Source organism: Bacillus sp. JJ675, assembly GCF_036963165.1.
Classification (GTDB): Bacteria; Bacillota; Bacilli; order Bacillales; family Bacillaceae; genus Bacillus; species Bacillus glycinifermentans.
In genome coordinates, this window is sequence record NZ_JBALMR010000045.1 from 16,327 (window position 1) to 31,250 (window position 14,924).

The following is a 14,924-nucleotide window of genomic DNA, read 5'->3' on the forward strand; positions in this document are numbered from 1 at the left end:
CACTTGACCTCGAAATACATAGGCTAAAGAAGCACCTTTATAATGTCTGTCAATTGTTTAAATAGGGCTTAGTCTATGTGTGGAGTGAAAAGCATGCAGTTTAAAATAGGCGATATGGTAGTGAGAAAATCTTATCGAAGAGATATTTTATTTCGAATCATACGAATCGATCAATCGGCAAAGGGAGAACCGATAGCCGTTTTGCACGGGGATGAAGTGAGGTTAATCGCTGACGCGCATTTAACGGATCTGGAGATTGTCCGCGAGGCTGAGCGCCTGATGAGAAAACAGGAAGAAGAAACAAAAATGAAGGAATCCCTCGACTTGCTCCGTCAGGATTATAAGCTGCTGCGCGAAAAACACGAATACCGTGCAACAAATCAATACAGCCACCAACAGCAGTATTTTCATATGCCGGGAAGAGTCCTACATTTAGACGGGGATTCGGCTTATTTAAAGAAGTGCCTTACGTTGTATGAAAAAATCGGGGTTCCCGTATACGGCATCCATTGTTATGAAAAGAAAATGTCAGCCGTCATTGAGGAGCTTCTTGACGAGTACCGGCCGGATTTATTGGTTATCACGGGGCATGACGCGTATTCGAAACAAAAAGGGGACATCAACAATTTGGATGCCTACAGGCATTCAAAGGATTTTATCGAAACCGTTCAAAAAGCAAGAAAAAAAATCCCCCATCTCGACCAGCTCGTGATTTTTGCCGGGGCGTGCCAGTCCCATTTTGAATCATTGATCAAGGCAGGGGCCAATTTTGCAAGCTCACCGTCAAGAGTTAACATTCACGCGCTTGATCCGGTCTATATTGTCGCAAAAATCAGCTTCACTCCTTTTATGGACCGAATTAACGTCTGGGAAGTGCTCAGAAATACGCTGACGAGGGAGAAAGGGCTCGGAGGCATTGAAACCCGGGGCGTTTTGCGAATTGGAATGCCGTATAAAACGAAAGCAGCCGATTAAACCCGCCCGATTTTGGCGGGTTTTTGTCAAATTATCGCCTTATTTTTAAAAAACATACATAAATAAACGAAAAATGAGAAAAATAGGGGAAAGTTGGCGTACAATTTTCACAATTATTTTATTGACAATAGCTCATAAACGTTGATATAATTTAAATTTTATTTGACAAAAATGGGCTGTTGTAGTATACTGAATGTAGTGAGGTGGATGCAATGGCGAAAACGTTGTCCGATATTAAAAGATCGCTTGATGGACATTTAGGAAAAAGGCTTACGTTAAAAGCAAACGGAGGCCGCCGAAAAACGATTGAGCGTTCGGGCATTTTAGCTGAGACGTACCCTTCTGTTTTTGTGATACAACTAGATCAGGACGAGAATTCGTTCGAGAGAGTTTCATACAGTTATGCGGATATTCTTACTGAGACCGTCGAATTAAGGTTTTCTGACGACAAAACGGGCTCAGTAGCCCTTTAATAAGCAGTAGACATTATGTTTACTGCTTTTTGTTTTGCCTTTTTTTATCCAATATTTTTCGGGAAAGATCTGACGGGGAAGAAGCAAAGCTATAAATGTCACTCGTTTGATGAAGGTTCTGCTAATGGTATGATACTTGAAAGGGGCTGTTTCGCATGGGCAGACGTCGAAGCATCATGTCAGAGGAATTCAAATATGAATTGGCAAAAGATCTTGGGTTTTACGATACTGTAAAAAACGAAGGCTGGGGAGCGATTCGGGCCAGAGACGCCGGAAACATGGTAAAGCGGGCCATTGAATTAGCCGAACAGCATATCGCTCAAAATCAACAGAATCGATAAAACGGGTGACAATGGAGGACGCTGCCGTCCTCCGTTTTTTTTATAAACGTCCGAACCTTGCCGCTCTACGTGCATTTGTACGTCCTGTACTATAAAATATGTTACAATGTGGATACTTATGTTTAGATGGAGAAGTAGGTGAATTTGGATTGCGTATTTTAGAAAAGGCGCCGGCAAAAATCAATTTGTCGCTCGACGTCCTCGGCAAGCGTCCTGATGGTTACCATGAAGTGAAAATGGTCATGACGACGATTGACCTCGCAGATCGGGTCGAGCTATCGGAGCTATCAGAGGATAAGGTTACGGTTGCCTCCCACAACCGGTTTGTTCCGGATGACCAGAGGAACCTTGCTTATCAGGCGGCCATGCTGATGAAAAAACGATACGGCATTAAAAAAGGCGTTTCAATTTTGATCACGAAGGTCATTCCGGTAGCTGCGGGGCTTGCGGGCGGAAGCAGCGACGCAGCTGCCGTCCTGAGAGGCTTAAACCGCCTGTGGAATATGAAGCTTTCCGTGAATGAACTCGCTGATCTCGGCGCAGAGATCGGATCAGATGTATCGTTTTGCGTTCATGGGGGGACTGCTCTTGCAACGGGAAGGGGAGAGAAGATCCGCCACATTGAAACGCCGCCGCATTGCTGGGTCTTGCTTGCAAAACCGACGATCGGCGTATCGACCGCAGAAGTGTACAGGCAGCTCAAGATTGACAATATCGAACATCCGGATGTGCAAGGTATGATTTCGGCCATTGAGGAGAAAAATTTTCATAAGATGTGTGAAAAACTCGGGAATGTGCTTGAATCGGTTACATTAAATATGCATCCTGAAGTCGCAATGATTAAAAACCAAATGAAGCGCTTCGGAGCGGATGCGGTATTGATGAGCGGAAGCGGTCCGACAGTGTTTGGGCTTGTTCAGTATGAATCAAAAGTGCAACGTATATATAACGGGTTAAGAGGGTTTTGCGATCAGGTATATGCTGTGCGAATGATCGGGGAACAAAATGACCTTGATTAAATCCGTATGTTAAGTTATATTATTTTTAGAAATATTCGGATTTTGGAGGTAAGTGCATGAAGTTTCGTCGAAGCGGCAGATTGGTAGATCTGACGAATTATTTGTTGACCCATCCGCATGTCTTAGTGCCATTAACCTTCTTTTCAGAACGGTATCAATCTGCAAAATCGTCAATTAGTGAAGATTTAACCATTATTAAGCAAACCTTTGAGCAGCAGGGAATCGGAACGTTGCAGACGGTTCCCGGGGCGGCCGGAGGCGTTAAATATATTCCGAAGGTAAGGCTTGAGGAGGCGGAGGAATTTATCAGTGCACTCGGGAAGTCATTGATTGATTCGGAACGTATTTTGCCCGGGGGCTATTTATATTTGACGGATATTCTCGGAAAGCCGTCCGTGTTGACGAAGGTCGGCAAAATTTTTGCTTCCGCTTTTTCAGACAGGGAAATCGATGTCGTCATGACTGTGGCAACGAAAGGAATTCCCCTGGCGTACGCGGTCGCCAGCTATTTGGACGTGCCGACCGTTGTCGTCAGGAAGGATAATAAAGTGACTGAAGGGTCAACGGTCAGCATCAACTATGCCTCAGGTTCATCCAATCGCATACAGACGATGTCGCTTGCAAAGCGCAGCCTGCAGTCGGGATCGCACGTTTTAATCATAGACGATTTTATGAAAGCGGGCGGAACGATCAACGGCATGATCAATTTGCTGGATGAATTCAATGCGCATGTAGCGGGAATCGGAGTCCTCGTGGAGGCTCAGGGAGTAAAGGAACGGCTGGTTGACGAATATATGTCACTTCTTACCCTTTCGGAAATCGATATGAAGGAAAAAAACGTCGAAATCCAAAACGGAAATTTTAAAGCGTTTTTTAAAGAAAATGAATAAAGAATGGGGAGTTTGAGATGACAAAAGTTGTTCAGACAAAAGACGCGCCGGAAGCAATCGGACCGTATTCGCAGGGGATTATTGTCAATAACATGTTTTACAGCTCAGGGCAAATTCCTTTGACTCCGTCCGGCGAAATGGTAAACGGGGATATTACCGAACAGACGCACCAGGTGTTCCGCAATTTAAAAGCCGTCCTAAAGGAAGCGGGAGCTTCGCTTGAAACAGTCGTAAAAGCGACAGTGTTTTTGGCGGATATGAATCAATTTGCAGAGGTTAACGAGGTGTACGGCCAGTATTTCGATACGCATAAACCGGCGCGGTCATGCGTTGAGGTGGCTCGGCTGCCGAAAGATGCGCTCGTTGAAATAGAAGTTATTGCCCTCGTGAAATAGGATTTTTTTTAAAAAGATGATTTTGGTTTACAAGATCATCTTTTTTTGTTTGGTATTTGACAATTCTGTGTGTTTTTATTCCAATATTGCAAAAATATTTTTAAATATGCAGGAAAACAAAAAAAACCGTTGAATAGTTAAACTAATGTTTTTATATTGGGAAAAGGTGGTGAACTACTGTGGAAGTTACCGACGTAAGATTACGCCGCGTGAATACCGATGGTCGCATGAGAGCGATTGCATCCATCACGCTGGATCACGAATTTGTAGTCCATGACATTCGTGTAATTGATGGAAACAATGGTCTTTTCGTTGCGATGCCAAGTAAGCGTACACCTGATGGAGAGTTTCGTGATATCGCTCATCCAATCAACTCAAGCACCCGCGGAAAAATTCAGGACGCGGTGTTAAATGAATATCACCGTTTAGGTGAAGTTGAGGAAATAGAATATGAAGAAGCTGGAGCTTCTTAAAAAGAGGGCTTATGGAAGCCCTTTTTATTTTGCAAAAAAAATGATGGTATGATAACAAAATGACAATATATGGTTGATTGCAGCATATATCAGTAAATGGGGAAAAAGAACAGGCGAATATCGGCATTCCGACAAGAGCGGCCCAGGAACGGAAACTGCGGGGCATATGACGCACAGCAGGCGGGTTCCAAATATGATCAAAACCATCCATAATTTGTCTGGGCAATTTGCTGATTTCTCATTTGGGCTTGCTTGAAATCAACTCATATTTAAGATATATTTTTCTATGGATAATAGGGATAATGGAGGCCAATAAATGGATAAGCGGTTTGCAGTTGTATTAGCAGCTGGTCAAGGAACAAGAATGAAATCAAAGTTGTATAAAGTTCTTCATCCTGTTTGCGGAAAGCCGATGGTCGAGCATGTAGTCGATGAAGCTCTTAAGCTATCATTGGCCAAACTTGTCACAATTGTCGGGCACGGCGCGGAAGATGTCAAAAAGCAGCTCGGGGAAAAGAGCGAGTACGCTCTTCAGGCTGAACAGCTCGGCACGGCGCACGCTGTGAAGCAGGCCAAATCGATTCTTGCCGGCGAAAAAGGAACGACGATCGTGATTTGCGGGGATACGCCGCTGTTAACGGCTGAAACAATGGAAGCCATGCTCCGGGAGCATCAGGAAAAAGGGGCAAAGGTGACCATCTTAACGGCGATTGCAGAGGATCCGACAGGCTACGGGCGGATCATCCGCAATGAAAACGGAGATGTTGCGAAAATTGTCGAGCATAAAGATGCGACAGATGAGGAACGGCTTGTCAAAGAAATCAACACAGGCACCTACTGTTTTGATAATGAAGCTCTTTTCCGGACGATCGAGCAGGTGTCCAATGACAATGTCCAAGGGGAATACTACCTTCCTGACGTTATTGAAATCCTCAAAAATCAAGGTGAAACTGTTGCCGCTTATCAGACTGATAACTTCCAAGAAACGCTCGGAGTCAACGACAGAGTCGCTCTTTCTCAAGCTGAAAAGTACATGAAGCAGCGCATTAATAAACGCCATATGCAAAATGGCGTGAGCTTAATCGACCCCGATAACACGTATATTTCTCCGGAGGCCGTCATCGGCCGGGATACGGTCATTTATCCTGGAACCGTCATCAAAGGCCGGGTGGTGATCGGCGAGGATACGGTTATCGGCCAAAACTGCGAGCTGGAAAACAGTACGATCGGCAGCAGGACGGTCATTAAACAATCCGTGGTTGTAGACAGCGAAATCGGCGACGACGTAACGATCGGCCCGTTTGCCCATATCAGACCTGATTCGAAAATCGGCAATGAGGTCAGAATCGGAAATTTCGTAGAAGTGAAGAAAGCTGAATTCGGAGATCGAAGCAAAGCCTCTCATTTAAGCTACATAGGGGATGCGGAAATTGGTTCGGATGTGAATCTTGGCTGCGGTTCGATTACCGTTAATTATGATGGAAAAAATAAGTTCGTGACTAAGGTTGAAGACGGTGCTTTTGTCGGCTGCAACTCAAATCTGATTGCACCTGTTACGATCGGCAAGGGCGCCTACGTGGCAGCCGGTTCCACCATTACCGACGATGTACCAGGCCAAGCTTTGTCTATTGCCAGGGCAAGACAGGTCAACAAGGAAGACTACGTTAAGAATATACACAAAAAATAATCCTAAAATCGGAGGTTTACCATGTCTAATCAATATGAAGACGACAATTTGAAGATTTTTTCTTTAAACTCAAATCCGGATCTTGCGGCCGAAATCGCGGAGATCGTCGGAGTAGAGCTGGGAAAGTGTTCTGTTAAACGTTTTAGCGACGGTGAAGTGCAAATCAATATCGAAGAGAGCATCCGCGGCTGTGACTGCTATGTCATTCAATCGACGAGCGCTCCGGTTAACGAGAATATCATGGAGCTGTTGATTATGGTTGATGCATTGAAACGCGCGTCCGCTAAAACGATTAATATCGTGATGCCTTATTACGGCTATGCCCGTCAGGACAGAAAAGCGCGGGCCCGTGAGCCGATCACTGCTAAGCTGGTGGCGAATCTGCTTGAAACAGCCGGCGCTACCCGGGTGATCGCACTTGATTTGCATGCCCCGCAAATTCAAGGTTTCTTTGATATACCGATTGATCATTTAATGGGTGTTCCGATTTTAGGAAGTTATTTTGAACAGAAAAATTTGAATGATATTGTTATCGTATCTCCTGACCACGGCGGGGTTACGCGGGCGCGCAAGCTGGCCGACCGTCTCAAAGCGCCGATCGCAATTATCGACAAACGCCGTCCGAAGCCGAATGTGGCTGAAGTCATGAACATCATCGGACATATTGAAGGAAAAACCGCTATTTTAATCGATGATATCATCGATACAGCAGGAACGATCACGCTTGCGGCAAATGCGCTTGTCGAAAGCGGCGCATCCGAAGTATACGCCTGCTGCACGCATCCCGTCCTTTCAGGTCCGGCGATTGAAAGAATCAAAAACTCCAAAATTAAAGAGCTTGTCGTGACAAACAGCATCGAGCTTCCGGAAGAAAAGAAAATCGAGAAATTCAAGCAGCTTTCCGTTGCTCCGCTGCTCGCAGAAGCGATCATCCGCGTACACGAGAAGCAATCTGTCAGCTTCCTGTTCGATTAATTTGCTGATTCTGGTTTAAAGTTTTGTCGTTATGGGTATGGTTTTAGAAAAACCAATCTTACGATAGGATGGTGCTGGATATGGCAATCTTAAAAGCGGAAGAAAGAACAGGCTCCAAGCGCTCTTCTTTAAGAAAGATCCGGCTGTCGGGATTTGTGCCGGGTGTCGTATACGGAAAAGATTTAGAGAACAAGTCTGTTTCGCTGGATAGTGTCAAGCTTTTAAAAATTTTGCGCGATGAGGGAAAAAACACGATTATCAATCTGGATGTAAACGGTGAGCAGTACCCGGTCATGGTGACTGAAGTTCAGACGGATCCGTTGAAAGATTCGATTGTCCATGCCGATTTCAAGGTGGTTGATATGGAAGCCGAAATGGAAGCAGCCGTTCCCGTGAATCTGACGGGAGAAGCTGAAGGAATCAAGCAGGGAGGCGTCCTTCAGCAGCCGCTTTACGAGCTGTCTGTTACAGCCAAGCCGCAGAACATTCCCCAAGCCATTGAAGCGGACATTTCACACCTTGAAGTGAACGATGTATTAACTGTCGGCGATATCAGGCCGGCAGGCGATTATTCATTCAACCATGAACCGGATGAAGTCGTCGCATCCATACTCCCTCCTCAAAAGCAAGAGGAAACAGAAGCCGAATCAGCAGCCCAGGAAGTTGAGGAACCAGAAGAAAGCAATGAAGAGGAAAAAAATGAATAAATGCTTAAGACGTAATCCTCCCGCGGTTACGTCTTTTGTGCTAGAATGAGGGGAATTAAGGACGCTCCCCCTCATGGCTGGTGAGGAAGGGTTTTGATTAAGGGAGGAAATAGAATGCTTGTGTTTGCAGGTTTGGGCAACCCGGGTAAAACGTACGAAAATACGAGACACAACGTCGGTTTCATGGCGATTGACGAGCTTTCAAAGGAATGGGATATTGCCCTTGATAAAACAAAATTTCACGGACAGTACGGAATCGGATTTGTTTCCGGCAAAAAGGTTCTACTTGTTAAGCCGCTTACATATATGAACTTATCGGGAGAATGTTTGAGGCCTCTTTTGGACTACTATGAGGTCCCGATTGAAAATATGAAAGTGATTTATGATGATTTGGATCTTCCAACCGGAAAAATCCGTCTCAGGACAAAAGGAAGCGCCGGAGGGCACAACGGGATTAAATCGATGATTCAGCATCTTGGGACATCTGATTTTAACAGGATCAGAGTCGGGATCGGCCGTCCTGTAAACGGAATGAAAATCGTCGATTATGTCCTCGGCGCTTTTACGGACGAAGAGGAGCCGGCCATTCGGGAAGCCGTTCAAAAAACGGTTAAGGCCTGTGAAGCTTCTTTGGAAAAACCTTTTTTGGAAGTTATGAATGAATATAACGCAAAGGTATAAGCCGAACGGGAACGGATCATACTAGTCTTAAAAAGACTGGTTATTGGAGGTTCCCGTATGGCTTTGCATTATTACTGCCGCCATTGCGGCGTTAAAGTAGGAAGTCTTGACCATTCTTACGTCAACAGCAAACAATTGGGTTTTGACCACTTAACAAATGAGGAAAGAAACGATATGATTTCTTATATGGATAATGGGGATTTACACGTAAAGACGATATGTGAAGATTGTCAGGAAGCGTTAGAAAGAAATCCGGATTATCATCAATATCAGTCGTTTATTCAATAAAAAGCTTTGGTGTAGAAACTAGACCAAAGCATTTTTCTATTTGAGGAAGAGAGGAGGGGCTCATTTGAATAATATTCAATCCTTTATTACAAAAAGCGATGATTTTAAATCCATCGTCAACGGTTTGAACGAAGGGCTGAAAGAACAGCTGCTTGCGGGGCTCTCCGGATCTGCACGGTCATTATTTACAGCCGCTTTTTCAAAAGAAACAAACCGTCCGTTATTTTTGATTACGCATAACCTTTATCAAGCTCAAAAAATCACAGACGATTTAACAGGACTGATAAAAGATCAGTCTGTCCTTTTATATCCTGTCAATGAATTAATCTCATCCGAAATTGCGGTTGCGAGCCCTGAACTGCGTTCACAAAGGCTGGACGTTTTGAATAGGCTTTCAAGCGGTGAAACGCCGATCGTTGTTGCACCGGCGGCTGCCGTCAGAAGAATGCTGCCCCCTGTGGACATATGGAAAAGCAGCCAGATTCACTTAAAAACGGGGCGGGACATCGATCCGGAAAAGCTCATTCAAACCCTTGTCCAAATCGGATACGAACGTACCGATATGGTGGCTGCTCCTGGTGAATTCAGTATTCGCGGGGGCATTATCGACGTGTATTCATTGACTGAGGACAATCCGATCCGGATTGAGCTGTTTGATACCGAGATCGATTCCATCCGTACGTTCAGCTCAGATGACCAGCGTTCGTTGGAAACGCGCGATGAGGTGACGATCGGCCCCGCCAAAGAATTGATCGTGCGTGAAGAAGACCGGAAACGGGCTCTCGAGAAGCTGGAAAAAGGCCTTGCTGACAGCCTGAAAAAGCTGAAGCTTGATAAACAAAAAGAAATCCTCAATCAAAACATCGAGGAGGATAAAGAACGGCTTACAGAAGGCAACATCGGCCAGGAAATGGTTAAATACCTTTCGTATTTCTATGAAAAGCCTGCTAGTTTGCTAGATTATTTTCCGTCTCATACATTGCTTATTTTAGACGAAGTCAGCCGCATTCACGAAATGGAAGAACAGCTGCAAAAGGAAGAGGCCGAATGGATCACGAGCCTTCTTGAAGAAGGCAAGATTCTTCATGACATCTCAATGTCATTTCCTTTTCACAGCCTCATGGCAAAACAGCCCCGCCCGATTTTGTACTATTCGCTGTTTTTAAGGCATGTTCAGCATACAAGCCCGCAAAACATCGTGAATGTTTCCAGCAAACAAATGCAAAGTTTTCACGGGCAGATGAATGTGCTCAAAAACGAGATCGAACGGTTTAAAAAATCCAAATATACGACAGTTTTTCTCGGGGACAGCCGGGAACGCGCCGAAAAACTTGCATCCGTCCTGGAAGATTATGAGATAGAAGCTGCCCAAGCCGATGAAAATACAGCGCTCGCACAAGGCCAGATTTATATCATGGAAGGCGGCCTACAAACGGGCTTCGAGCTTCCATTGATGAAGCTTGCCGTCATCACGGAGGAAGAACTCTTTAAAAAGCGCGTGAAAAAGCAAGCGCGCAAACAAAAAATGACGAATGCGGAGAGAATTAAGAGCTACTCGGAGCTGCAAATCGGCGACTATGTCGTTCACGTCAACCACGGAATCGGTAAATATCTGGGTATTGAAACGCTTGAAATCAACGGAATCCACAAGGATTATTTAAATATTCACTACCAGGGAAGCGATAAGCTTTACGTGCCTGTCGATCAAATTGACCAGGTGCAGAAATACGTCGGTTCGGAAGGAAAAGAACCAAAGCTGTACAAATTGGGAGGAAGCGAGTGGAAGCGGGTCAAGAAAAAGGTGGAATCGTCCGTTCAAGATATCGCTGACGACTTGATCAAGCTTTATGCAGAGCGGGAAGCGAGCAAAGGATACGCGTTTTCTCCCGATCACGAAATGCAGCGCGAATTTGAAGCGGCTTTTCCTTATCAGGAAACTGAGGATCAGCTCAGATCGATTCACGAAATTAAAAAAGATATGGAAAGAGAACGCCCGATGGATCGGCTGCTTTGCGGCGATGTCGGCTACGGCAAGACGGAGGTGGCCATCAGAGCCGCTTTTAAAGCAGTCGCTGACGGCAAGCAGGTTGCCATCCTTGTGCCGACCACGATTTTAGCCCAGCAGCATTATGAAACGATATTGGAGCGTTTTCAAGATTATCCGGTCACAATCGGCCTGCTCAGCCGCTTCCGCACGCGGAAAGAATCGTCTGAAACGATCAAGGGCTTGAAAAACGGCACGGTCGATATCGTGATCGGAACCCACAGGCTTTTATCAAAGGATGTCGTGTACAAGGATCTCGGTTTGCTCATCATTGATGAGGAACAAAGGTTCGGTGTTACGCATAAAGAAAAAATCAAACGGATTAAAGCGAATGTCGACGTTTTGACTTTAACGGCGACACCGATACCGAGAACCCTTCATATGTCCATGCTCGGCGTCCGGGATTTGTCGGTCATCGAAACGCCTCCGGAAAACCGTTTTCCTGTTCAGACGTATGTTGTCGAATACAACGGCGCCTTGGTAAGGGAAGCGATCGAGCGCGAGCTTGCCAGGGGAGGACAGGTATACTTTCTGTACAACCGCGTCGAGGACATCGAAAGAAAAGCGGAGGAAATTTCGATGCTTGTCCCTGATGCAAAGGTGACGTATGCCCACGGCAAAATGACGGAAAATGAACTCGAATCCGTCATGCTCAACTTTTTGGAGGGAGAATCCGATGTTCTCGTCAGTACGACGATTATCGAGACAGGCGTCGATATTCCGAACGTCAATACGTTGATCGTGCATGACGCCGACAAAATGGGGCTTTCACAGCTTTATCAGCTAAGGGGACGCGTCGGACGCTCCAACCGGGTCGCATATGCTTACTTTACGTATCGAAAAGACAAAGTTCTGACCGAAGTGGCGGAAAAAAGGCTTCAGGCTATTAAAGAATTTACAGAACTTGGATCAGGTTTTAAAATCGCCATGCGCGACTTGACGATCCGCGGAGCCGGAAACCTGCTCGGTGCACAGCAGCACGGCTTCATTGATTCCGTCGGCTTTGATTTATACTCGCAAATGCTCAAGGAAGCGATCGAAGCGCGCAAGGGAGACACGGCGCAAATCGAACGCTTTGAGCCGGAAATCGATTTGGAGCTTGACGCCTATATTCCGCAATCGTATGTCACGGACGGCAAGCAGAAAATAGATATGTATAAACGCTTCAGAGCCATTGGAACGATTGAAGAAAAAGATGAGCTTCAAGATGAAATGATCGACCGCTTTGGCGAATATCCGAAGGAAGTTGAATATTTATTTGCCATCGCGGAAATGAAAGTATACGCCATAAAAGAGCGCGTCGAGCTGATCAAACAGGATAAAGACGCCGTCAGACTGACGATCGACGAGAAGGCGAGCGCCGAGATTGACGGACAAAAGCTGTTTGAGCTTGGCAGCAAATACGGCAGGCAGATCGGCCTCGGGATGGAAGGCAAAAAGCTGAAAATCTCGATACAAGTTAAAAACCGCAAGCCGGAAGAATGGCTCGAAACATTGCTGGATATTCTCAAAGGACTGGAAAACGTCAAGAAACAAACGATCGCTTCATCGTAAAAATTTGTTGTTTCTCACGTATATTACATTTGATGTGACGGATACTAAAATCAATCAAGAGTGGAGAGTGTTAGTAAATACACAGCTCTGTTTTATCCACCAGATATATCATCAAATGAAAGAGAGGCAGCACAGATGAAAGCAACTGGTATCGTACGTCGAATTGATGATTTGGGGCGGGTCGTCATTCCCAAAGAAATAAGAAGAACACTGCGCATTCGCGAAGGAGACCCTCTGGAGATTTTCGTCGACCGCGATGGCGAGGTTATTTTAAAAAAATATTCTCCTATCAGCGAACTTGGAGATTTTGCGAAGGAGTACGCAGACGCCCTTTATGACAGCATGGGCCATTCCGTCTTGATTTGCGACAGGGATGTGTTTATTGCTGTGTCAGGAAGCTCTAAAAAAGACTATTTAAATAAATCGATCAGCGATATGGTTGAAAAAGCAATGGATCAGCGCAACTCTGTCCTGGAAGGGGATGCGAAAACGATTCAGCTTATTGATGGGATTGACGAGGAAGTCGCTTCATATACAATTGGTCCGATCGTTGCGAACGGTGATCCGATCGGAGCCGTTGTCATTTTTTCAAAAGACCAGTCGATTGGTGAAGTGGAACATAAGGCAGTTGAAACTGCCGCAGGTTTTTTAGCGCGCCAAATGGAACAATAGGTCTCATTCCTTTTCCTTTGTCATTCCTGATAAAGCGGAATGCCGAAACAACCAACTGGAACAGCACACCTTCGGGCTGTTCTTTTTTTAATTAAAGGTGAATAATGCGGGATGTGGTATAATAAGCTCGTTTCGTTGTGTTTTTCTAAAGAGAAACACATTGAAAGGAGCTTGCAGATGAGCTTTTCAAACGTCCAAAGCAGACGGCTTTGGCAAGGCGCCTTTGTGTTATCATTGGCGGGAATTCTATCGAAAATATTGAGCGCTGTCTACAGAGTGCCATTTCAAAACATAGTGGGAGATGTCGGTTTTTATATTTTTCAGCAAGTGTATCCGATGATTGGGATTTCGGTAATGCTTGCGACATCAGGCTTTCCCGTTATTATCTCGAAGCTTTTGAATGATTTTGGAGCAGGAAGCCAAACAAAAATTCTTCGCGTATCCATGCTGTTTATATCCGTCGTCGGCATTAGCTTTTTTCTTCTCCTTTTTAACGGAGCGAAAGGAATTGCCGGTCTGATGGGCGATCCAGGCCTCGCCGAGGTTATTCGCGCCGTCTCGTATTCATATTTGCTGCTTCCGTTCGTCTCTTTATTCCGAGGATATTTTCAAGGAAACGAGCTCATGCTGCCGACGGCATTTTCTCAAATCGGGGAACAAATGTTCCGTGTTGCTGCGATTCTCTATTTTACATGGTGGCTGATCAAGAATGGCCATTCTTTATATGACGCCGGAGCCGGGGCTGCCTTTGGATCTCTGGTCGGAGGCCTTACGGCGTTTTTGATTTTGGCGGTGTTTTGGGTCAAGGGGGAAAGGAATCTGCCTGACGTACGGGCCGGTATCAGCACGACGGCCATTTTAAAACAGCTTTGCCTGTATACGGTCGCCATCTGTGTCACAAGTCTTATGATGATTCTCATCCAGCTTGTAGATGCGCTGAACTTATATTCCCTGCTTGCCGGTCAAGGCATCGGTGAGGTTGAGGCGAAGCACACAAAAGGCGTTTATGACAGGGGACAGCCGCTCCTGCAGCTCGGAACCGTTTTTGCGGCGAGCATTTCGACGGCTCTCGTCCCGTCCCTTACGAAAGCGAAGAAACAGCAGGAGATGACGGAAGTTCGGGAAAAAACGCGGTATTCCTTAAAAATGAGCCTGGTCATCGGAATCGGGGCAGCGGCAGGTCTCATTTGCATTTTGGAACCGGTGAACACCATGCTGTTTAAAAACAGCGAGGGAACGGCGTCGCTTCAAATCTTCAGCGTGTCGATCTTTTTTGCATCGCTTGCCATGACGATAACCGCCGTTTTGCAGGGTCTCGGAGATACCTTTTTTCCGGCTGCCTCCGTTTTATCAGGATTTTTCCTCAAGGCTGTTCTGAATGTGATGCTGATTCCCGCCTTCGGGATCTCCGGAGCAGCATCAGCGACTGTGATGTCGTTTGCAGCTGTTGCGGGACTCAACCTTTTCCGTCTGAACAGGAAGGGCCTGTTCAAGCTTTCGGATTATAGAATTGCCGGAATGGCCGTCTCCGCCTTGATCATGTCTGCCGTATTATTGATTTGGCTGTACGCGTTTGAAGCAGTGATCCCGCAAGAAAGCAGATGGGTATCGGCGGTTGAAAGCATGACTGCCGTTTTCATCGGCGGGGGAGCCTATTTGTTCAGCATCTTAAAATGTCGCGTGTTTACGGAGAAAGAACTTGAGCTTGTGCCTTTTGTAAGCAAGCTGTTGAGATAAAAAAAGAAAGGGG

14 protein-coding genes and 1 pseudogene are annotated in these 14,924 nt (G+C 45.7%); all 15 read left to right on the forward strand.

From position 1 onward, the window contains the following. Positions 1-93: 93 nt before the first annotated feature. The 15 genes and pseudogenes from yabG to V7126_RS12470 all read left to right on the forward strand — a co-directional run bounded on the left by yabG (position 94) and on the right by V7126_RS12470 (position 14,911). Positions 94-975 carry a sporulation peptidase YabG gene (yabG, locus tag V7126_RS12400; RefSeq protein ID WP_046131784.1) on the forward strand — a complete coding sequence of 294 codons (882 nt, stop codon included), beginning with the start codon at positions 94-96 and terminating at the stop codon, positions 973-975. 212 nt (positions 976-1,187) lie between these two features. Continuing rightward, on the forward strand, positions 1,188-1,448 hold the full coding sequence (veg, locus tag V7126_RS12405; RefSeq protein WP_046131785.1) for a biofilm formation stimulator Veg: 261 nt from the start codon (positions 1,188-1,190) through the stop codon (positions 1,446-1,448). Between the two features lie 155 nt (positions 1,449-1,603). After that, entirely contained in the window at positions 1,604-1,789 is a 186-nt protein-coding gene (locus V7126_RS12410; RefSeq protein WP_175077177.1) for a small, acid-soluble spore protein, alpha/beta type, read from the forward strand. Positions 1,790-1,938: 149 nt separating this feature from the next. Next, a complete protein-coding gene (gene ispE, locus V7126_RS12415; protein ID WP_046131787.1) occupies positions 1,939-2,808 on the forward strand; it encodes a 4-(cytidine 5'-diphospho)-2-C-methyl-D-erythritol kinase in 870 nt (289 codons plus the stop codon). A gap of 56 nt (positions 2,809-2,864) precedes the next feature. Next, positions 2,865-3,715 (forward strand): annotated as a pseudogene (purR, locus tag V7126_RS12420) (pur operon repressor); the annotation flags it as partial. Beyond that, complete coding sequence (ridA, locus tag V7126_RS12425; RefSeq protein WP_216899562.1) at positions 3,716-4,093, forward strand: 2-iminobutanoate/2-iminopropanoate deaminase; 378 nt, start codon at positions 3,716-3,718, stop codon at positions 4,091-4,093. A gap of 179 nt (positions 4,094-4,272) precedes the next feature. Beyond that, on the forward strand, positions 4,273-4,566 hold the full coding sequence (gene spoVG / locus V7126_RS12430) for a septation regulator SpoVG (protein WP_006640390.1): 294 nt from the start codon (positions 4,273-4,275) through the stop codon (positions 4,564-4,566). Positions 4,567-4,882: 316 nt separating this feature from the next. Further along, positions 4,883-6,253 (forward strand): bifunctional UDP-N-acetylglucosamine diphosphorylase/glucosamine-1-phosphate N-acetyltransferase GlmU, encoded by a 1,371-nt coding sequence (gene glmU, locus V7126_RS12435; protein WP_175077179.1) that lies wholly within the window; start codon positions 4,883-4,885, stop codon positions 6,251-6,253. A 21-nt stretch (positions 6,254-6,274) separates the two neighbouring features. After that, on the forward strand, positions 6,275-7,228 hold the full coding sequence (locus tag V7126_RS12440) for a ribose-phosphate diphosphokinase (RefSeq protein ID WP_046131791.1): 954 nt from the start codon (positions 6,275-6,277) through the stop codon (positions 7,226-7,228). An 80-nt stretch (positions 7,229-7,308) separates the two neighbouring features. Beyond that, entirely contained in the window at positions 7,309-7,935 is a 627-nt protein-coding gene (locus tag V7126_RS12445) for a 50S ribosomal protein L25/general stress protein Ctc (protein WP_046131792.1), read from the forward strand. 114 nt (positions 7,936-8,049) lie between these two features. After that, the gene (gene pth / locus V7126_RS12450) at positions 8,050-8,616 is read left to right on the forward strand and encodes an aminoacyl-tRNA hydrolase (protein ID WP_046131793.1); all 567 of its coding nucleotides are present in this window, start codon (positions 8,050-8,052) and stop codon (positions 8,614-8,616) included. A gap of 57 nt (positions 8,617-8,673) precedes the next feature. Beyond that, a complete protein-coding gene (locus V7126_RS12455) occupies positions 8,674-8,904 on the forward strand; it encodes an anti-sigma-F factor Fin family protein (protein WP_048355889.1) in 231 nt (76 codons plus the stop codon). Positions 8,905-8,968: 64 nt separating this feature from the next. After that, positions 8,969-12,502: a transcription-repair coupling factor gene (gene mfd, locus V7126_RS12460; protein ID WP_046131795.1), complete on the forward strand. Its 3,534-nt coding sequence runs from the start codon at positions 8,969-8,971 to the stop codon at positions 12,500-12,502. Positions 12,503-12,637: 135 nt separating this feature from the next. Further along, a complete protein-coding gene (gene spoVT, locus V7126_RS12465) occupies positions 12,638-13,174 on the forward strand; it encodes a stage V sporulation protein T (RefSeq protein WP_046131796.1) in 537 nt (178 codons plus the stop codon). A gap of 177 nt (positions 13,175-13,351) precedes the next feature. Then, on the forward strand, positions 13,352-14,911 hold the full coding sequence (locus tag V7126_RS12470; RefSeq protein WP_335497625.1) for a putative polysaccharide biosynthesis protein: 1,560 nt from the start codon (positions 13,352-13,354) through the stop codon (positions 14,909-14,911). The last annotated feature ends 13 nt before the right edge of the window (positions 14,912-14,924 follow it).

Bases quoted from the DNA above. Each gene is read 5' to 3' on its own strand.
- V7126_RS12470 (WP_335497625.1), top strand. From the start codon at position 13,352: ATGAGCTTTTCAAACGTCCAAAGCAGACGGCTTTGGCAAGGCGCCTTT.
- glmU (WP_175077179.1), top strand. From the start codon at position 4,883: ATGGATAAGCGGTTTGCAGTTGTATTAGCAGCTGGTCAAGGAACAAGA.
- V7126_RS12440 (WP_046131791.1), top strand. From the start codon at position 6,275: ATGTCTAATCAATATGAAGACGACAATTTGAAGATTTTTTCTTTAAAC.
- yabG (WP_046131784.1), top strand. From the start codon at position 94: ATGCAGTTTAAAATAGGCGATATGGTAGTGAGAAAATCTTATCGAAGA.
- V7126_RS12455 (WP_048355889.1), top strand. From the start codon at position 8,674: ATGGCTTTGCATTATTACTGCCGCCATTGCGGCGTTAAAGTAGGAAGT.
- spoVT (WP_046131796.1), top strand. From the start codon at position 12,638: ATGAAAGCAACTGGTATCGTACGTCGAATTGATGATTTGGGGCGGGTC.
- V7126_RS12410 (WP_175077177.1), top strand. From the start codon at position 1,604: ATGGGCAGACGTCGAAGCATCATGTCAGAGGAATTCAAATATGAATTG.
- ridA (WP_216899562.1), top strand. From the start codon at position 3,716: ATGACAAAAGTTGTTCAGACAAAAGACGCGCCGGAAGCAATCGGACCG.
- V7126_RS12445 (WP_046131792.1), top strand. From the start codon at position 7,309: ATGGCAATCTTAAAAGCGGAAGAAAGAACAGGCTCCAAGCGCTCTTCT.
- veg (WP_046131785.1), top strand. From the start codon at position 1,188: ATGGCGAAAACGTTGTCCGATATTAAAAGATCGCTTGATGGACATTTA.
- pth (WP_046131793.1), top strand. From the start codon at position 8,050: ATGCTTGTGTTTGCAGGTTTGGGCAACCCGGGTAAAACGTACGAAAAT.